At 73.7% G+C, this 17,682-nt stretch carries 19 protein-coding genes; 10 read left to right on the top strand and 9 right to left on the bottom strand.

Going from position 1 to position 17,682, the window contains the following annotated elements:
- Positions 1–55 precede the first annotated feature (55 nt).
- The 6 genes from ACZ516_RS19105 (at position 56) to ACZ516_RS19080 (ending at position 3,736) form a co-directional block, all read left to right on the top strand.
- Positions 56–334 (top strand): hypothetical protein, encoded by a 279-nt coding sequence (locus tag ACZ516_RS19105; protein WP_358701227.1) that lies wholly within the window; start codon positions 56–58, stop codon positions 332–334.
- A 282-nt stretch (positions 335–616) separates the two neighbouring features.
- Positions 617–1,117 (top strand): DUF5949 family protein, encoded by a 501-nt coding sequence (locus ACZ516_RS19100; protein ID WP_358701225.1) that lies wholly within the window; start codon positions 617–619, stop codon positions 1,115–1,117.
- Positions 1,117–1,785 (top strand): vitamin K epoxide reductase family protein, encoded by a 669-nt coding sequence (locus tag ACZ516_RS19095; RefSeq protein ID WP_361079944.1) that lies wholly within the window; start codon positions 1,117–1,119, stop codon positions 1,783–1,785. The genes ACZ516_RS19100 and ACZ516_RS19095 overlap by 1 nt, the downstream gene beginning before the upstream one ends.
- A 97-nt stretch (positions 1,786–1,882) precedes the next feature.
- On the top strand, positions 1,883–2,389 hold the full coding sequence (locus tag ACZ516_RS19090; protein WP_358701532.1) for a hypothetical protein: 507 nt from the start codon (positions 1,883–1,885) through the stop codon (positions 2,387–2,389).
- Positions 2,390–2,391: 2 nt separating this feature from the next.
- Positions 2,392–2,826: a tyrosinase family oxidase copper chaperone gene (locus tag ACZ516_RS19085; RefSeq protein WP_361079946.1), complete on the top strand. Its 435-nt coding sequence runs from the start codon at positions 2,392–2,394 to the stop codon at positions 2,824–2,826.
- A 37-nt stretch (positions 2,827–2,863) separates the two neighbouring features.
- Positions 2,864–3,736, top strand: coding sequence for a tyrosinase family protein (locus tag ACZ516_RS19080; protein WP_358700402.1), 873 nt, complete (start codon positions 2,864–2,866; stop codon positions 3,734–3,736).
- A gap of 99 nt (positions 3,737–3,835) precedes the next feature.
- On the opposite strand, the gene ACZ516_RS19075 is transcribed toward ACZ516_RS19080, so the two are convergent.
- Positions 3,836–4,240, bottom strand: coding sequence for a chaplin (locus tag ACZ516_RS19075; protein ID WP_361079948.1), 405 nt, complete (start codon positions 4,238–4,240; stop codon positions 3,836–3,838).
- 247 nt (positions 4,241–4,487) lie between these two features.
- Here ACZ516_RS19075 and ACZ516_RS19070 point away from each other — a divergent pair, with 247 nt between their 5' ends.
- On the top strand, positions 4,488–4,772 hold the full coding sequence (locus tag ACZ516_RS19070) for a hypothetical protein (protein WP_361079950.1): 285 nt from the start codon (positions 4,488–4,490) through the stop codon (positions 4,770–4,772).
- 12 nt (positions 4,773–4,784) lie between these two features.
- On the opposite strand, the gene ACZ516_RS19065 is transcribed toward ACZ516_RS19070, so the two are convergent.
- Together ACZ516_RS19065 and ACZ516_RS19060 are read right to left on the bottom strand one after the other, a co-directional pair.
- On the bottom strand, positions 4,785–5,438 hold the full coding sequence (locus ACZ516_RS19065) for a M23 family metallopeptidase (RefSeq protein ID WP_361079952.1): 654 nt from the start codon (positions 5,436–5,438) through the stop codon (positions 4,785–4,787).
- 116 nt (positions 5,439–5,554) lie between these two features.
- Positions 5,555–5,743, bottom strand: coding sequence for a hypothetical protein (locus ACZ516_RS19060; RefSeq protein ID WP_358582858.1), 189 nt, complete (start codon positions 5,741–5,743; stop codon positions 5,555–5,557).
- A 191-nt stretch (positions 5,744–5,934) separates the two neighbouring features.
- Between ACZ516_RS19060 and ACZ516_RS19055 the strand changes: the two genes are divergently transcribed.
- The 3 genes from ACZ516_RS19055 to ACZ516_RS19045 all read left to right on the top strand — a co-directional run bounded on the left by ACZ516_RS19055 (position 5,935) and on the right by ACZ516_RS19045 (position 8,853).
- A complete protein-coding gene (locus tag ACZ516_RS19055; protein ID WP_361079955.1) occupies positions 5,935–7,149 on the top strand; it encodes an FAD-dependent monooxygenase in 1,215 nt (404 codons plus the stop codon).
- A 253-nt stretch (positions 7,150–7,402) separates the two neighbouring features.
- Positions 7,403–8,347, top strand: coding sequence for a DUF2382 domain-containing protein (locus ACZ516_RS19050; protein WP_361079957.1), 945 nt, complete (start codon positions 7,403–7,405; stop codon positions 8,345–8,347).
- Positions 8,348–8,556: 209 nt separating this feature from the next.
- Positions 8,557–8,853 carry a DUF6401 family natural product biosynthesis protein gene (locus tag ACZ516_RS19045; protein ID WP_358700073.1) on the top strand — a complete coding sequence of 99 codons (297 nt, stop codon included), beginning with the start codon at positions 8,557–8,559 and terminating at the stop codon, positions 8,851–8,853.
- 29 nt (positions 8,854–8,882) lie between these two features.
- On the opposite strand, the gene ACZ516_RS19040 is transcribed toward ACZ516_RS19045, so the two are convergent.
- From ACZ516_RS19040 to ACZ516_RS19015, 6 genes are all read right to left on the bottom strand, one after another.
- A complete protein-coding gene (locus ACZ516_RS19040) occupies positions 8,883–9,656 on the bottom strand; it encodes a mechanosensitive ion channel family protein (protein WP_358582866.1) in 774 nt (257 codons plus the stop codon).
- Between the two features lie 248 nt (positions 9,657–9,904).
- Entirely contained in the window at positions 9,905–10,282 is a 378-nt protein-coding gene (locus ACZ516_RS19035; protein ID WP_469011161.1) for a hypothetical protein, read from the bottom strand.
- A 62-nt stretch (positions 10,283–10,344) separates the two neighbouring features.
- Positions 10,345–10,980 (bottom strand): hypothetical protein, encoded by a 636-nt coding sequence (locus tag ACZ516_RS19030; RefSeq protein ID WP_361079961.1) that lies wholly within the window; start codon positions 10,978–10,980, stop codon positions 10,345–10,347.
- Positions 10,977–11,396, bottom strand: a complete 420-nt coding sequence (locus ACZ516_RS19025; protein ID WP_469011160.1) for a hypothetical protein — start codon at positions 11,394–11,396, stop codon at positions 10,977–10,979. Before ACZ516_RS19025 ends, ACZ516_RS19030 begins: the two co-directional genes overlap by 4 nt.
- Positions 11,397–11,425: 29 nt before the next feature.
- Complete coding sequence (locus ACZ516_RS19020; protein WP_469011159.1) at positions 11,426–17,104, bottom strand: caspase family protein; 5,679 nt, start codon at positions 17,102–17,104, stop codon at positions 11,426–11,428.
- 179 nt (positions 17,105–17,283) lie between these two features.
- Positions 17,284–17,643 carry an SCO5918 family protein gene (locus ACZ516_RS19015; RefSeq protein WP_469011158.1) on the bottom strand — a complete coding sequence of 120 codons (360 nt, stop codon included), beginning with the start codon at positions 17,641–17,643 and terminating at the stop codon, positions 17,284–17,286.
- Positions 17,644–17,682 lie beyond the last annotated feature (39 nt).

Here is a 17,682-nt window from a genome sequence, read left to right as displayed (position 1 = left end):
CGATGCCTGAACGGTGCTCCCATAGGCGACACGCGTTGCCAAAGAAAGGAACATGATGAAGGCCCTGAAGGCTGCCGCTGTCCTTGCCGGTTCCATCGCCATCGCCGGTTCCGCCGCGCCCGCTTTCGCCGGCGACCTGACGCCCACCAGCCTGAACGGCGGACTCGAGAGCCTGGCCGGCAAGTCCCTGCTCGACACCAAGCCGGTGAACACGAACATGCTCGACACCGAGAACAAGGACTCCGTCGTCAGCACCGTCAAGGACACCGCGGACGGCCTGAACGCCCACGGCGGCCCGGCGAAGCTCCTCGGCGGACTCCCCGTCGCCAAGTGACCGGCCATCCCCCGCACTCCTTTCCCCGCTGACGCGCAGTCAATTTGCCTGTCAGCCCGGTGTACCGCCCCGGGCGCGAACAGGGACCAGACGATGACGCAAGGGCCGGCCACCTCTTCCACGGGCCGGCCCTTTCGTGTGCCCGGGGGCGCCTTTCCCGGGCCCGGAAGCGGGGTCAAGGCATCGCCCGCATGACCCCATCGTGTGATGACGTCCCCGCGTTCGGCCACATGGGTGACAACGGGGCCGGTCGGGGCTCCTCGCGTCTATACGGTTCCCCTCATGACCTCAACTGCCGGCGAACAGCGCCCTTTCCAAGCGGCCGATCTCGGGACTCTGGCTGTTCTCGCCTGGAGCGGCGAGCACCCCGAGGACGACAAGGACATGCCCTTCCTGCTCGCCTACTCCCTCGGCGACACCGAGGGGGGCCCCGAGGCCACCGCCCGGGCCATGGGCGTCCTGCTCCACGACGCGGGCCTGCCCGTCGGCGGCCCCGTCGTCGACGGCAGCCAGCACCCCTCCCTGCCGGTCACCCTCCTCGTCGAGGGCGAACAGGCCGTCGTCACCATGCCGCACCTGCACGCGCAGTGCGTGGTGCCGCCGGAGTGGATCACCGCCGTGCAGCAGCGCGGCCACGCCTACTTCATGGCCACCACGCGCGCGTGGCCCGAGGCCAGGCCGGGCGAGCCCGTCGACGAGAAGCGCCTGAGCGGTTTCGTCGGCGCCGAGGAGACGCTGCTCAACGCCGCGCACTGCCTGCTGCCCGCCCGAAGCCTGCGCTGATGAGCACCACCGATCTGCCCCGCCGGGTGCCGAGGCAGGGCGCCGCCGCGCCCGGACCGGCCCCCGCGGCGCCCGGGGACGGCCCCCACCGGCAGGAGGGGGGCCGGTGGTTGGGCCTGCTGCTGGTCGTCACCGGCGCGGCGGGGCTCCTCGCGTCCTGGGTCATCACCCTCGACAAGCTCGCCCTCCTGAAGGACCCGGACTTCGTCCCGGGGTGCAGCCTCAACCCGGTGGTGGCGTGCGGCAACGTCATGAAGAGCGAGCAGGCGGCGGCGTTCGGCTTCCCCAACCCGCTGCTCGGCCTCGTCGGTTACGCCGTGGTGACCGGCGCCGGGGCGGCCGTGCTGGCGGGCGCCCGCTTCCCGCGCTGGTACTGGCTGACGCTGAACGCGGGCACGGCTCTCGGCGTCGCCTTCTGCGCCTGGCTGCAGTTCCAGTCCCTCTACCGCATCAATTCGCTGTGCCTGTGGTGCTGTCTGGCGTGGGCGGCGACCCTTCTCATGTTCTGGTACGTGACGTCGCACAACGCGCGTCACGGATTCCTCCCCGTCCCGCGCGGCGTACGCCTTTTCCTCGACGAATTCACCTGGGTCCTGCCTCTCGCGCACCTGGGCGTCATCGGAATGCTCGTACTGACGCGCTGGTGGGACTTCTGGACCGGGCAGTGAATTGCTGCATACGGGGGAATTTCGCGCTGATGTCGGTCCAGGATCGTTGATTCGGTGACGGCGGAGCGGCCGTCACGGCGAAAGGACGAGACCCGCAATGAAGAAGTCGACCAGAGGTGCCCTCGCCGCGGTCATGGCCTGTGCGGCGGCGGCCGGTGGCGCCGCCTCGGCGACGGCGGCCGAGCAGCCCGAGGTGACCGTCCCGCTGCAGGGGATCGAGAACTCCCTGCACCTGCAGGCCCCCGAGGTCACCTTCGGCATCCCTGTACCCGCGCCCAGCGGTGGCCCGCAGGGGCCCGACTACGTGGCGGGCGAGCTGCTCCCCGACCACCTGGTGCCGCGCGTCCCGGTCGACAACAGCCTGCCGTCCGTGCGCGCCGCGGTCCCGCTGGCCGGTCTGCTCGGTGACAGCGGCCTCAAGGCCGTCGAGGCCGAGGTGAACGCGTCGGACGTCGAGGCCGTCACCCCGGGCGCCGGTCTCGGCCTGCCCCTGACCGCCCCGCGCGGCGAGCTGTGGGGGCTGCCCGCCCCGACACTGCCCAGCGTTGGCCTGGACGCGCCGACGCTGAGCGCGACCCCCATGACGCAGCTCGGCCTCACCTGACCGTGCCGCCGCTGCCGACCCGTGCGGGCCCGGTCCCGAGCCGGGCCCGCACCACCCCGCCGCTGACCGAGCGCGTACGGCGCCGCCACCTCCTGGGTGTCGCGGCCTCGGCGCTGCTCGCCGCCGCCGGTGTCGCGCGTACCGCACGCCCGGCCACCGAGGACGTCCCGGCCGCCGCGCCGGACGGGCCGCCGTTCGACGAGACCTACCGGGGCCGCCGCATCCGGGGCGAGCCCGTGACGGCGCCGCGGGGGCACGCGCCGGGCGGCTGGCGGGTCAGCGTCGACGGGCAGCCGCTCGCGCTCATGCGCCGCGCGGACGGCGGCTACCTCAGCATGGTGGACCACTACCAGTCGTACGAGACACCGCTCGCCGCCGCCCGGGGCGCCGTCGACGAGCTGGGTCCCTTCCAGGCCCTGAGCGGCCGCGGACACTGAGCCGCCCCGCCCGCACCGGACAGCAGAACGGACGGCCATGGCCCCCACGCGCAGGAACCAGAGCAGCCTCAGCCGGGCCGAACGGCGCAGGTTCGTCGACGCGGTCCTGCGGCTCAAGCGCAGAGGGGAGTACGACGAGTTCGTCCGGATGCACATCGACTACTACGTGTCGGACGGGGAGGACCGGCTGCGGGTGGCGCACATGGCCCCGTCGTTCTTCCCCTGGCACCGCCGCTTCCTGCTCGACTTCGAACGCGCCCTGCAACGTCTGGACGCGGGGGTCACCGTGCCCTACTGGGACTGGACGAAGGACCGGAGTCCGGCCGCGTCCCTGTGGGGCGAGGACCTGATGGGCGGCAACGGGCGGCGGTCCGACCGGCAGGTCACGACCGGCCCGTTCGCGTACCGCCACGGGCACTGGGTCATCAGGGAGAGCATCACCGACGGGGACTTCCTCACCCGTGACCTCGGCCGCTCGCGCGACCCCATCGCCCTGCCCACCGCGCGGGACGTGGCCTGGGCCATGGCCGACCCGCGCTACGACGTCCCGCCCTGGGACTCCAGGTCCCCGTCGGGCTTCCGCAACAAGCTGGAGGGCTGGACGTCGGCGAAGGGCGACGCCCGCTGGCGCAACCACAACCGCGTGCACCGCTGGGTCGGCGGGCACATGCTGGGCGGGGCCTCGGTGAACGACCCGGTGTTCTGGCTGAACCACGCCTTCGTTGACCTGCTGTGGGACCGCTGGCAGCGCCGCCACCCCCGCGCGGCCCCCTACCTTCCCGCGCGGCCCCCCGGCCCCGACTCGTCCCAGCACCGGCGCATCGTCGCCCGCCACGAGCCGATGCCGCCGTGGGACATCGCCCCGGACGACCTCCTGGGCCACAAGGGCCTCTACACGTACGGGCGTTAGCCGCGGGTGGCCGGAGACGCCGGGGCCGCCAGGGCCGCCGGGGACAGCGTGAAGCCCCCGGGGGGAACGCTTCCCGGGGGCCTCTTCGAGCTGCTGGGGTCAGCTGCCGTAGCCGCCCTTGTGGCCGCCGCCGCCGTGGTTGCCGCCCTTGTGGTGACCGCCCTTGTGGTGACCGCCGCCGTGGTGACCGCCCTTGTGGTGGTCGCCCTTGTGGTGACCGCCCTGGTGGTGACCGCCCTGGTGGTGACCGCCGTGGTGGCCGCCGCCGTCGTTCACGCACTGGTTGCCGAACGCGGGGTTCAGCAGACCGACCACGTTCACGGTGTTGCCGCAGATGTTCACGGGCACGTGGACCGGGACCTGGAGCAGGTTGCCCGAGAGTACGCCGGGCGAGTTGACGGCGCTGCCCTGCGCACCGGCATCGGCCGAAGCCAGGCCGGCGCCCGCCAGGACGACGGCACCGGTGCCGATGGTGATGGCGGCTGCCTTCGCGATGCGAGACATCACGTTCTCCTTTGGATCGAAAGAGCGACTGCTGCGCGCAGCCGCATGTTTCTAACGTCCGCTCTCCCGGCGAAGTAACGGCGTGCGACACGTCGGCAGAGAGGTGACAGGAGAAGAGAAACGCTCTTTCGGAGGGCACATTTTCCAGGCGTCAAGGCGACGCGCCGCATTCGTGTTTCTGCGGATCTCCTGAGTGAGAGCGCCACGAAAACCGTGTCCTCCGCACCCCTCGAACGTTTCTGAGGACATGACATCAGCACGCCGAATCCTCGCCGCTGTCTCGCTCGCCGCCGGAGCCGCGGCCCTGGCCGCCCCGGCGGCCCACGCCGCCCCGGCCCCCCTTCCGGGGCCGGGCATGATCTCCGTCCAGGGCACGCTCGACGAACTCCAGATGAGCGGCATCCCCGAGGAGCACCGCGCCGCCGTACCCACCCTGGAGCAGCAGCTCGGTGCCCTGAACCAGCTCAACCAGCTGCGCCAGGTCACCGACCTCGTGGCGCCCGTCACCAACCTCCTGCCGTCCGTCCAGTAGCACCGGGCTGGTTCACAGGAGCCGGGCCCCCCGCTCGGCCAGGTAGCGGACCGGGTCGATGTCCGAGCCGTAGCCGCGGCGGACCCGTATCTCCAGGTGCAGGTGCGGGCCCGTGGCCCGGCCCGTCGCGCCGCTGCTCCCGACCCGGGTACCGGCGCCGATCGCGTCCCCCTGCTGGACCCGGATGGCGGAGAGGTGGGCGTAGACGGCGTAGTGGCCGTCCCGCATCCGCACCGTCACCGCGTTGCCGTACGCCCCCGACCGGCGCGCCAGCACCACCACACCCGCCCCGACGGCGTACACCGGCGTCCCGCGCGGCACCGCGAGGTCGATGCCCGTGTGGTGCCCGGCGAGCCAGTCGCCGCGGATGCCGTAGCGCGCGCTGACCCGGAAGTCGCGGCGCAGAGGCAGGGTGTACCGGCCGCGGGGGGCGAGGGCTTCGGGGAACAGGGCCCGGTCGTCCTCCGGGGCGACGCGGGCGTCCGCCTCGGCCAGGTCCCGCTCGAACTCGGCGTCGTAGCCACCCGTACAGACGTCGTCCGATCGCGCGGTGGCGCGGTGCGCGGTCAGCGGGACCGCGCCGGCGGTCAGGATTCCCGCGGCGGTGAGGCGCAGGGCGCGGCGCCGCGAGGGAGGCGCGAGCGCGTCGGCCATGTCGTGGTCCATGCCCGACAGCTCACTAGCGGCGGGCCCGGCACGCATCCCGTGGCCGCCGGGACTACGCCAGGCGAAGGACACGGGTCGCGCGCCGACGTGTCGCATGAAGGACAGGCGCCGGCGCGTCACATGAAGGACATGCCGCCGCCGACCACGCAGGACCTGCCGTACTTCCAGTCGCACTCGACCTGGCCGCCGACGGAGCCGACCCGGGGGGCGGCGGGGCCGGTGGGCGCGGCCGCGGTGGGCACGCACACGAGCAGCGGCACCAGCACCGCGACCAGCGACAGAAACAGCCTGAGGTGAACCGACACGTCCGTTCTCCTCGTCATCGTCGTATCCCGAGACCTCTCGATCCTGCCCAGATGTCACTCATGATCGCTATTCCGTCACGGGCGGTGACGAAAACGCGGCGCTCGTCCGAGTGGGGGAGGCGCCGCCCCGGGGCGGCGACACAGGGGCGTGGGTCGGCCGCCGGGCGGCGGGCGGCGCTTACGTTGGCGGCGTGAAGATCCATTGCGTCGGTGGGGGTCCCGCCTCCCTGTACCTGGCCATCCTCGCCAAGCTGCGCGATCCTGCCCACGAGATCACCGTCCACGAGAGACATCCGGCGGGCGCGAGCCACGGCTGGGGCGTGACGTTCTGGCCCGACCTCCTGGCGGAGCTCCGCGCCCAGGACCCCGTCTCCGCGCGGGCCGTCGAGGAGCAGTCAGTGTGCTGGCGCGGCGGCTTCGCGTACGTGGGCGACAGGACCGTGGCCCACGACGGCGACGTGGGCCACGCCATCGGACGCCACCACCTGCGGACCATCCTCGCGGACCGCGCCCGTGAGCTGGGCGTCCGCCTCGACTTCGGCACCGAGATCCGCGGCCGCGCCGACCTGCCCGACGCGGACCTCGTCGTCGCGGGCGACGGCGCCCACAGCAGGCTCCGCACGGAGAGCGCCGCCCACTTCGGCACCCGGGTGACGACCGGCGCCAACCGGTTCGTCTGGCTCGGCACGACCCGGGTGTTCACCGCGTTCACCTTCTCCTTCGTGGAGAGCGAGCACGGCTGGATCTGGTGCTACGCCTACGGCTACAGCTCCGGGCACAGCACCTGCGTGGTGGAGTGCTCCGCCGCTACATGGAGCGGCCTCGGCCTCGACCGCCTCGACCACGGCGACGCCCTGCGCCTGCTGGAGAAGCTCTTCGCCAAGATGCTCGACGGTCACGCGCTGCTCGGCCGCACCGACATCGAGAGCCACGCCCAGTGGCAGGCCTTCCCCACCGTCACCAACGAGACGTGGTCGCACGGCAACCTCACCCTGATCGGGGACGCCGCGCACACCACGCACTACTCCATCGGGGCCGGCACCAGCCTCGCGCTGCGGGACGCCGTGTGCCTGGCCCGCGCGCTGGAGTCCACCGGTCCGACCGGGCTGCCCGCCGCGCTCGCGCGCTACGAGCAGGAACGCAAACAGGCCCTGCTCCCGGTGCAGAGCGCGGCCCGGCACAGCGCCCAGTGGTACGAGAACCTGCCCCGGTACATCGGCCTGGAGCCCCGGCGGATGTTCGCGCTGCTCGGCCAGCGCCACTCGCCGCTGCTGCCCTATGTGCCGCCGCAGCTCTACTACCACCTGGACCAGACCGTGGGCCGCCTCCCCTCCCTGCGCCGGCTCAAGCAGCACCTCGGCCCCCGCCTGGCGCGGGCCCTGCAGAGCCGACGGCCACGGGGCTGACGCCGGACCCGGCGGGGCGGGGTGGGGTGCCTGCGCGTTCACCCGAATGGCCCTATCGGGGGCGGGGCGCGAGTGGGCGGCCGGATCGCGGCACGGACCGGGATGGCGCAGGAGCGCGGCGCGTTCTCCGTACGCTGCGTGACTCTTCGCCTTGCGCGGCGGACGTCGGGGGAGCGCGATGGACCTTGAGGCGTGCGTCGTTCCGTGGCGGATCGGTTCCTGCCCGTCGCACGCTCCAAGGGAGTGATCATCCATGACCCAGGGCGAGGCCTTCACCAACCCCGACGCGCTCAAGGGCCTGACAGCCTACGACCGGACCGGCGAAAAGATCGGCAGCATCGAACGGGTCTACCTCGACGACCGCAGCGGCCGTCCCGAGTGGGTGACCGTCAAGACCGGCCTCTTCGGCATGAAGGAGAGCTTCGTGCCGCTGACGGGGGCCCGGCTGCGCGGCGACGACCTGCACGTCACGGCCACCAAGGAGGCCGTGAAGGAGGCCCCACGGGTGGACGCCGACCAGCACCTCGACCCTGGCCAGGAGCACGAGCTCTACGCCCACTACGGGCTGACCCGGCCCGGCACGGCGGCGACCGGCACCGGCACCGGCACGGCGGGCACCCGTGAGCACCCGCTCACCGGCGCGGCCGGCCTGGCCGGAACGGGCGGCACCGGAGTGGGCGCGGGCGCCGGGCAGCGCGAGTACGCGACGCGCGCCGGGGCGGGCGACCGGTCCAAGGACCAGGAGATGGTGCGCTCCGAGGAGCGGCTGCGGGTCGGCACCGAGGAGGAGGAGGTCGGGCGCGCCCGGCTGCGGAAGGTCGTCGTGACCGAGGACGTCACGACATCCGTGCCCCTCTCCCACGAGGAGGTCCGTGTCGTACGGGAGCCGATCCGCGAGGGCGACCGGGTGCGCGGCACCATCGGCGAGGCCGAGACGGAGGTGACCCTGCACTCCGAGCGGCCCGTCGTCAGCAAGGAGACCGTGCCGGTCGAGCGCGTGCACCTGGAGACGGAGAAGGTCACCGAGACCCGCGAGATCTCCGACACCGTCCGCAAGGAGCAGATCGAGTTCGACGACGCCACGGGTGAGCGCGGCATGAAGGGCAAGCGCGGCCTGAAGGGCGAGCGCGGGATGAAGGGCGAGCGCGGCGTCGAGGGCGAGGGCTGGCGCGAGGGGAAGCAGGGCCCGCGCCACTGACCGTGGCACCGCGATCCCGGCACTGAGCGGGTCACGGAGCAGGTCACAGAGCGGGTCACAGAGGGAAGCACTCATCTCCGGGTGCTTCCCTCTGCCGCTGTGCGCGGCCGGTGGCGCGTCCGGGTGCGTGCGGCCGCCTCGTCCTCCTGTGACCAACGGCATGGCGAAATACCCCCTGAGGGGCGGTCCGGCTGCCCTAATTTGGAGGGATGTCCCCGCTCGCCCGCATCACCGCGTCGTACACCCCGCGGTTCGCGGAATTCGCCTTCGAGGCGGCGTTCACCGCCGCCGTCGACCAGCATGTGGCCCATCTGCGGGACCGCTTGGCGGCGGGCGGCCCGGGGCTGGTGCCGCGGGCTCCCGACCCCGAGGTGCTGGGCGACTACGCCCTCGGCTTCCTCGACGCGCTGGCCGAGTCGGACTGGCGCGAGCCGGTCGGCCACGACTACGCGGTGTGCCGCCTCACCGCCATTTCCTGGCTGGTGAGACGGCACGGTCTGCTCTGACGGTCCGTCCCCGAGGGGGCGGGTCCGGCTCAGAAGGGGTCGGTCGGCTCCCGGTCGCGTACGGGCTGGTTGGCCAGCGCGTCCTCCCGCCCGGCCTGGTAGGCGCCGGCGCTGGTGCGGGCCTTGGCGGTCTCCTGCTCGGCCGTGTGCAGCCAGCGCTCCCAGCGCTCCCGCATCGGCCCGATGAGGCCGCCGCCGACACCGACGATCAGGATTCCGGCGACGGAGGCGAGTACCGCGTACAGCACGGGCTGGGTGACGGCGGTGGCGATGCCGGCCTGGCCCAGCGCGGCGATCACGCCGAGCGCCACGATGCACGCCCAGACCACCGTGCCGACCGTCTTGCCGTACGAGAGCGAGGCGAGGGCGTTGGTGACGATGTCCCGCACGAGGTTCGCCACGGCCATGGCGACCACGATCAGGACGACGGCGACGATGCCGCGCGGCAGCCAGGCGACGATGCCGTCGATCATGGCGCTGACCGGGTTCGGGCCGAAGACGCCGAAGCCGAGCTGGAGCGTGATCAGCAGCAGGGCCGCGTAGACCACCTTGCAAATGATCGCGGTCATGTCGTACTTGGAGCCGGCGAGCATCCGGGAGGCCCCGGCGCGCTCGGCGAGCTTCTCCGAGCCCAGCTTTCTCAGTACCCGGTCGAGCACCCGTGTGATCAGCTTCGAGACCATCCAGCCGATCGCCAGCACGACCAGGAACCCGATGAGCTTGGGCACGAACTGGGCGACCTTCGACCAGGCGTCGTCGAGACCCCGGGTGAAATTCACGGAAAGGGTTATGCCCTGGGACATGAGTGGTCCTCCACTCGCTGTGGCCCGCGCGCGGGTGGCGGCGGGCGTCCGGATCCCCACGAGCGGGGCTCTCGCAACGGCGCCCGCTCCTGCGTCCGTGTCTACCACCGGGTTGGATCACCGGCCGCTCGGGCCGAACCGAACGGATGACGGGCGGGGCGGGCCCCGGGCCGCCGCTTCGGGCCTTCGCCTCGGGCCGCTTCGGGTCACCGTCTCGGGCCGCTTCGGGCCGCCGCCTCGGGCCTTGGTCAGCCGAGCGCGACGGCCAGGACTCCCGACACGATCGCGGCGGTCGCGGCGGACCACAGGACGACCAGCCCGCGCCCCCGCCACACGCCGGGCCACCGCCGACGGGCGGCCACGGAATCGTTTCTCCTTGCCGCGCGCATATGCGCGGAGAGCGCGAACGTGCCGGGAGACCCGTCGGACCCGTAGGACCCGTCGGACGGGGCGGATCCATCGGCCTGCCGCAGCCGCGCGCACCATTCGCAGTGGTCGAGAGCCGCGTCCAGCTCGCCGGGCCAGGTCACCGCACCGGGCCAGGCCACCGCGCGGGGCCAGGCCGCCGCGCCGCCCTGAGCGGTGGGCGGGGAAGTGTCGCGGGGGGAGTCGTCGAAAACCGCCATGCAGAGCCCAACGACGTACGAACGTCCCCCGGAACGCCCGAGTCAGCTTCCGCCCCCTGTTTTCACCCCCGGCGAGCGCCGGCGGCCTCCGTGGTCGTGCCGGCCGTGCAGGACTGGACCGGGCGCACGTCCAGCACCGTCGCCCGGCGCAGACGCAGGATGCCCTCCGTCTCCGTACGGAGGGACAGGCGGCGGCGGTCGGCGCCGAGCAGTTCCCCGCACGCGACGCGGTCGGCGGTCCTGACCTCGACCAGATGCGTGGGGGCGGTCTCCGTGGTGGCCCAGGCGAGCACGAGCGCGCCCGCCACCAGGGACACCCCGAGGACGCAGCAGAGGGACGCCCACCCCAGCGCCCGGGTGACCCGCGAGACCTCCCGCTCGGTCCAGCGCCGCAGCGACTGACCGCCCAGGAGGATCTCGCCGCCCGGGACGCCGTGCGCCGCGCGGACGGCCAGCAGCGAGCCCACCACCAGCAGGACGAAGGCGGTCAGCAGCAGCCCGGTCGCCGTGTGGCGGGCCCAGGCAGGCAGGGCGGTCAGGCTGTCCTGCCCCTTCAGCAGGACGAGCACCGCGAGGAGCGCCGTCAGCCCGGTGAGGCCGGTGCGCCAGCCCTCGGCCTGTCTGCGCAGTTCCGGGAGGCGGGTGAACTCCAGGTCGCGGGCCAGTTCGGCCCAGCGCCGGTCGCGGTGCGCGGTCACCGGCCGAGCCGCCAGCTCGCCCCGCACCCTCGGTACGAGGTGTCCGCGGGGGACAGGGGGTGCGCGTGGCCGCACTCGCAGAAGTGCACCTCGTCGACGAGCGGGTCGGTCCCGGCCGCCGGCCTCGCGGCCGGGCCCGCCCCCAGCAGCCGGCGCAGTACGCCCTTTCCGCCCGTCCCCGGCATGCCCCAGGGGAACAGGGTCCGCGTACGGCCGTGGCAGCGCGGGCAGGCCCCGGTGACGAGGACGCCCGCGTCGCCGGGCGCGGCACGCCGGCTGAACGAGGCGGCGTCGATCTCGCCGAGGTCCTCTTCGGCGTACGCCAAGGAGTGATCGTGGGCGGGGGCGTTGGCGGCGGTGGGGCCGGTGGGGCCGGTGGGGCCGGCGGGGCCGGTGGGGCCGTGCGGCATCGTCATGGCGTTCTCGCAGTCATCGTGCGCCGTTTTCAGGGGCGTCGTTCTCGGGGGCGGCGGGGGGGCGGCTGGTCCTCGGGGTCGGCGGGATCGGCGGGGTCGGTGGGGCCGTCGGGGCTGTCGGGGGCGTCGGGGTCGTCGAGGGGTGGCGGTTCGATGCCGAACAAGTCGGCGTACGTCGTCAGGCGGGCGCGCACCCAGGCGGGCGTCTCGCCGACCGCCGCCGCGCAGACGGCCAGCCGCTCCCGGTCGACGGGGCCGGCGAGGGCGGGCAGCCGGCCGTCGAGCCGCTCGGAGAGGATCGCCAGGTCCTGCCAGCGGGGCACGGTGTCCGGGACACCGGAGAACGCCGCGGCCGTGCCCTCCAGCGGCAGGTACGGGGCGAGCCGGCGCCAGGTGTCCCGTACGGGTTCGCCGAGCCGGCCCGCGAGGCTGACGAGGTCGAGCGGCACCAAGGGCGTCCCGGCCGCGGAGACGCGGTGCCCGGGGTCGACGACCGCCACGTCGTGCGGCCCGGGCACGCCGTCGGGGAGGGCGGCCACGGCCTCGGCGGACAGCTCCGGGACCAGGGCGCCTATGGCGCGCAGCGGGGCCAGCGCCTCGAAGGCGGCACGGACGCCGAGGTGGCGGGCGCGGGCGTAGGCGACCAGGTGCCGCGCGGTGAGGGGCGTCCAGACGGGGCTCTCGCACCACTCGTAGTCACTGTCCTCCTCCCAGCCGTACTCGACCAGGGCCGCCGTCTCGTCCGAGGTGGGGGAGAGCTTCTTCAGCCCCTTGGGGAGGGCGGGCGCGATCAGTTCCGGGCCGAGCCCGAGGCGCTTCGCCTCCTGGCGGGCGGTCCGCCACAAGTACGAGAGTTTCTCGCGCAGTTGCTCACTCGCCACGAACAGCACGGCCGAGGTGGCCGGCACCGGGTAGTCGGCGGCGTCGAGGGCCGGGTCCATGCCCGAGAACGCGTACCGGCTCGGTGTCGGCAGGTCGTCCCACGCCTCCAGGAGAGGGGCGGCGTCGGGGGTGTCCACCCCGGCGGCCCGCAACTCGTCGGCGTACCAGGAGAGTTCGACGCGGGACATCTGGTGGGGCTGCACGTAGGCCAGGTCCCGTAGGGAGACACCGTCCTCCAGGCGTACGCCGGCGTCGTGCAGCCAGTGCGTCAGATCGCCGGCCTCGGGCGAGGGCACCTCGTGGCGTCCCGGCGCGCCCTTGCGGTACCGCCGCCGGTGGCGCAGACCGAGGAGCCGTGCCTGCTCGGCGAGGATCCGCTCGGCTTTGCGCAGCGGCAGCTCGTGCTCCGCGGCGAGGGCGACGGTGGCCGCCCACGGGAGGGCCGCGCCGCCGTCGTCGTCCGCCACGACGTAGCGCCACAGGATGGGGAAGAGGTCGTCCGGCACGGCGGCCCAGCGGCTGGTCAGGACGGGGTCGGGGACGGGCCGCAGCCAGTCGAAGTCCGCCAGCCGCCGCCAGGCGTCGGCGGGGGCGCAGCCGATCCACTCCGCCGCCGCCCGCACGTCCCACGGCGTCGTGGTGGGCCGCCAGCTGTGCTTGTCCACCTTGAGGTAAAGCAGGGCGAGGTCGTCGTCCGTGCAGACGTACTCCTGGTGGTGGGCGGGGGCGCTGGGCGGTGCGGTGGCCAGGAACGGGGCGAACTTGGCGCACTCGTCCGCCAGTTCACCGAGCGTCCGGCGCCACTTGGCGGAGGTGCGCACGATGCCGCTGAGGTCGTCGGGCGCGTGCCGGTAGTAGATCTTCCGCCCGGAGTCCCGCGAGGCCGAGCGACGCCCCAGGACCGGGCCGGGGGAGGCGTCCATGGGATGGGGCTCGGGGCCGAGGAGGCCGGCGACGATCTCCAGATCGAGGAAGCCCGGCCGCCATTCCAGGCCGTCGCCGGGGGGCGCGTGGGGGGCGTCCGCCGGGGGCGGGGACGGGGGGTGCGGGGCGTACACGGCGGGGGCCGCCAGGCGGGGGTGGGCGATGCGCAGGCTTCGGGCCGCGCGTACCGCCTCCGACACGGTCATCTTGTGCACGTTGGCGAGCCGGACGGCGTTGCGCCAGTCGCCGTGGACGCCGCTGGCGATGTCCGACCAGCCCGGCCCCGGCACCGGGTGCCCTTCGAGGGACAGGGGGACCGCTTCCCGCTGCGTCGTGGGGTGGGTGGGGGTGGCGGGGCCGCCGGGGTTGCCGGTGCGGCCGGGGGCACCGGGGCCGGCGGGGTCACCGAGACCGCTCGGTCCGCCGGGGCCGCCGGGTCCACCCATGCCGCCAGGGCCGCCGGGGTCGCCGGGACCCCTCGCGCCACCAGGTCCACTGAACCCGCCGAGCCCGCCGCCGGACCCCAGGACCGCGTTGCGCCAGGGCCGGACCGCCCCCTTCACCCAGTCGTCCTCGTACCGTCCCGGAACGCGTCCGCCCAGGAACGCGTCCAGCTTGAACCAGCCGACCTCGTCGAGATCGACCGTACGGCCGAAGTCGGCCAGGGCCCGGACCCCCTTCCCCCGCCACTCCTGCCACAGGATGCGGGCGATGGCGGGGTTCCTGGACTCCATGCTGCGCAGCCAGGGCAGGCTGAGCCCGGGACTCGCGGCGAGGGCGGCCGCGCCGCGCCGGATCTGCCGGTACTTCCACCGGAAGTCGTAGTCCTCCAGCTTGTTCCGGTTCACGCTGAGCCTGCCCGCGTGCGCGCCCGTCAGATTGAGCACGTACCCGAAGGTGCGCTGGTCGCTGACGATGCCGTCGCACACGATCGCGCCGTCGTCCGGAACCCACCACAGGACTCCCGGCACCGCTTCGAGCGCCGACTCCGCACCGACCTCGAACGCGCCCCCGCCCGCCTGGAGCGACCGAGGCGCCCAGACATGCGTCTGCCGCTCCTCGTCACTGCCCCCGCCCCCGCCCCCGCTCCTGCCATCCACCTCAAGCCTGAACTCGCTGTATAGGACGAGGGACTGCAGGGTGGCGAGGCACGCGTCGCCGCTCAGCGCACCGGGCTCGCGAAGATGGAGACGTACGCGGGTACCGCCCTCCGGCAGGACGGCGCCCTCGCGTTCGTCGGCCTCCTGGACCCGGAACAGGCTCCCGCTCACCGGGATGTCCACGCGCAGGGCCCGTCGGGCGGGGCGTCCGTCGGGGCCGACCGGCCGGGTGACGACGGTCATCTCGTCGGCGAGCATGAAGTAGCTGAACACCCCGATGCCGAAACGGCTGTTGGGGTAGAGACGCAGGGCCCGGTCATGACGTAGCCAGGCGGCCTGCTCGCGCCGGAAGGCGTGGGACTGGTCGAACCGGCGCCCCGCCCGGGTGAAGGTGTTCCTGAGCTGGTCGACGGTCATGCCGACGCCGTTGTCGAGACACTCGACGTAGGGACCGCGCTCGTCCCGGCCGGTGCTGATGCGGATGTGACCGGCCCAGGGCCTCGGCTCCTTGCCGCAGCCGCGCAGATAGCGGACCCGCATCTCCCGGTAGCGGCAGGCGTCCAGGGCGTTCTGGTACAACTCCCGCAAGGCCAGGGACCGTTTGCCGTCATAGAGTTGCTCGCCCATGAGCAGCCGACGGATCTCCGTCTGCGCGAGGGAGAAGTGCGCGAGCGGTATGTCGTACGCGCTGAAGCCGTCGACCTCGTCCGGACGCAGCCGGTGGTCGGTCAGCCGGGCGGGCACGCTCCGCAGCAGCGCGGCGTCGTCGGCCGGCAGCCGTGCCGCCGCTTCCTTGAGCGCGTGCCCGAACTCGTCCGCGTACTCGACCACCGAGGCGAGCGCGGCGTGGATGGAGGGGTGCGGGCAGACGGCGTCCAGGTGCAGGTACGCGGGGGCCGCACCGTCCCGTTCGAGATCCCACGTGGCGTCCCGGAAGACGGTGATCACGTCGCGCGGCACGACCGGATCGGAGACGGCGAGATGCTCGGCGAGGACCTCGGGCAGCCGCCGGGCGTCGAGGGCGAGCAGCCCGGCCAGGCGCAACAGCGCGGCGAGGGGACGTACGCGCAGGCGCTGCGGACTCTTGCACATCGCCTGCCCGGCAGGGGAGTTCGGGGACGCGGGGAGGACATGGCGGTCCGGGAGCGCGAGCCGTTGCTCGTCGGGCGGCGCGCCGAGCGCGAGACCGGCGGCGACGGTCCGCAGGGCGAGAGACAACTGGCCGGCGCGGCCGCTGAGCGGGGACGGAGCCGAGGCTCGCCCGGCCGCACCGTCCTGACCGGCCCCCTCGCCGGCGGGCACGCCCGACCCGGACGGCGCCACCTGAGGCTGGAGCAGCCGGGCGACGAACGCGTCCGCCCAGGCCGCGGGCACGGCCTCCTCGTCGGTGGCGAACCGCTCGCCGATCCAGCGGTGCACGAGCCAGAGCATGACGGCGTTGCGGTCGTCCGAGGGGCCGGTCCGCCACCAGTGCCAGCCCCCGAGCTTCTCGGTGACCTGGGGGTGCTGCTCGGCGATCTGCTCGTAGTGCCGCCGCTGGGCGTCCGCGTCGGACCGGCGGTCGGTGCGGTGCGGGTGGAGCTCCGCGGCCTGGCTCAGCCGCTCGGCCCAGGCCGCCTCGTGCAGCAGTACGCCCGCGATCAGCGCAGTGACCTCCAGCGCGGACAGCTCGGCGTCCTTCGGGAGCACCATCGGGAGCCGGTCGCGCAACAGTCGTACGGGAAAGTCGTCGTCGGCCCACGGGTCGGGCAGCCGCTCCTGGGCGCGGTGCACATGGCGGGCCACGTCCCCGGCGAGGGCGCCCAGGCAGTCCTGGAGCCGGGCGACGGTCTCCGCGTCGCCCGCCGGCACGTGCTGCCAGAGCGCCGGCGTCCGCACGGCCTCCCGCCAGGTCTCCAGCAGCCGCCGGCCCTGGGCGACCTGCCGGCCACGGCACTCGGCCTCCAGGTCGCTGCCGTACCGGACGAGGACCCGCTGCGGCTCGGCCCGGGCCCGCCGGGCCAGCGTCCGGGCCTCGCGCCGGGCCACTTCGTACACCTGCTCCACCGTGGTGGCCTCGGTCAGCGGGTCGAAGGCGTGCGCGAGGGCCAGCGAGAAGAAGCTGCCCGTGTCGGCGAAGCCGCTGCGCTCGCCGGGGGCGCACCCGGTCATCATCGCGAAGCGGGCGTTCGGCGGGCCCTCGACGACCCGACTGCCGAACGCCGTGTCCCCGCCATCTCCGCCGTCCCTGCCGTCCCCGCCACCCGCGGCCGAGCGACAGGCGTCGATGAGCCACAGCACGGTGTCGGCACGGCACCGGCGCAGGTACTTGCTGATGTCGGCGCCGAGCAGCGACTCACGGACGTGCGGCTGGTCCCAGCGGTCGGCGGGGGCAAGGGTGGGGACGCTGGCGGCTGCGGCGGCTTCGGTGGGGGCATCGGCGGTGGGCCCGGTGGCTCCGGTGAGGGCATCGGCGGTGGCCCCGGTGGGCCCGGCGTCCCCGGCAGGGGCACCGGCGGCGGGGGCCCGGGCGTCGGCGGGCACCAGGTAGTCGGTGTCGCCGATGCGTACGCCGTGCCCGGTGAAGTAGAGGAGCAGGGTGCTGCCCGGGGGCGCCTCGGCGGACAGGGCGGTGATGCGTTCGGTGATGGCGTTGCGCGTCGGGTCCCGCAGCACTTCCACCGCGTAGTCACTGCCGCGGAGCGCGGCGCTCATGGCCCGCAGATCGGCGTCGACGGCGGCGGAGAGCGGCCGCAGGTACTGCTCGACGCCGGGGCTCTCCCCCACCCCGATCAACAGCGCCTTCCGCACGACGCGCTCCATCCGCCCTCCCCCGGGCCCTGGGCCACCACCGCCTCAAGGCCACAAGGGCCACGTGGGCCACATGATTTCATTCCGTCCGGCGCCCGCCGCCCGCCCGTGGCGGAAAGCGGGAGGGCCGGTACGGAAACAGCGAGGGCCGGTACTGGACTCAGTACCGGCCCTCGCTGCTGCTGTTCCGATCAGACGGCCACGGCGGGCACAGGGGCCACGGGGGCCACGGGGGCCACGGAGGCGCCCAGCATGGCGGACGCCCGCTGGAGCGGGCTGAGGACGGCCGAGGGGACGACGGCCGGCACGCGGACGGGAGGCGCGGCACGGCAGGTGAAACCGAGCTGCGCCATGGACCGGAGCACCTCGCCCGCGCTGAAGTCGCGGGGGTCCTGGCGGGTGATGACCCGGCCGACCTGCTTGACGGGGTAGTGGCGCCGCCCGATGATCACGGACTGCCCGGTGACGGGTTCGGGCTTGACGCCCTTCATCGTCTCGAGCACGCCACTCTTGGTCAGGTCGAACGGGAAACGAGCGATGACACAGCGCATGGGACCTCGCAGGGAGAGGGTGGCGACGACGATGAGTTG

Source organism: Streptomyces sp. NPDC034037, from assembly GCF_055575715.1.
The sequence above is the reverse complement of the archived record's forward strand: the minus strand, read 5'-3'. Positions and strand labels throughout refer to the sequence as shown.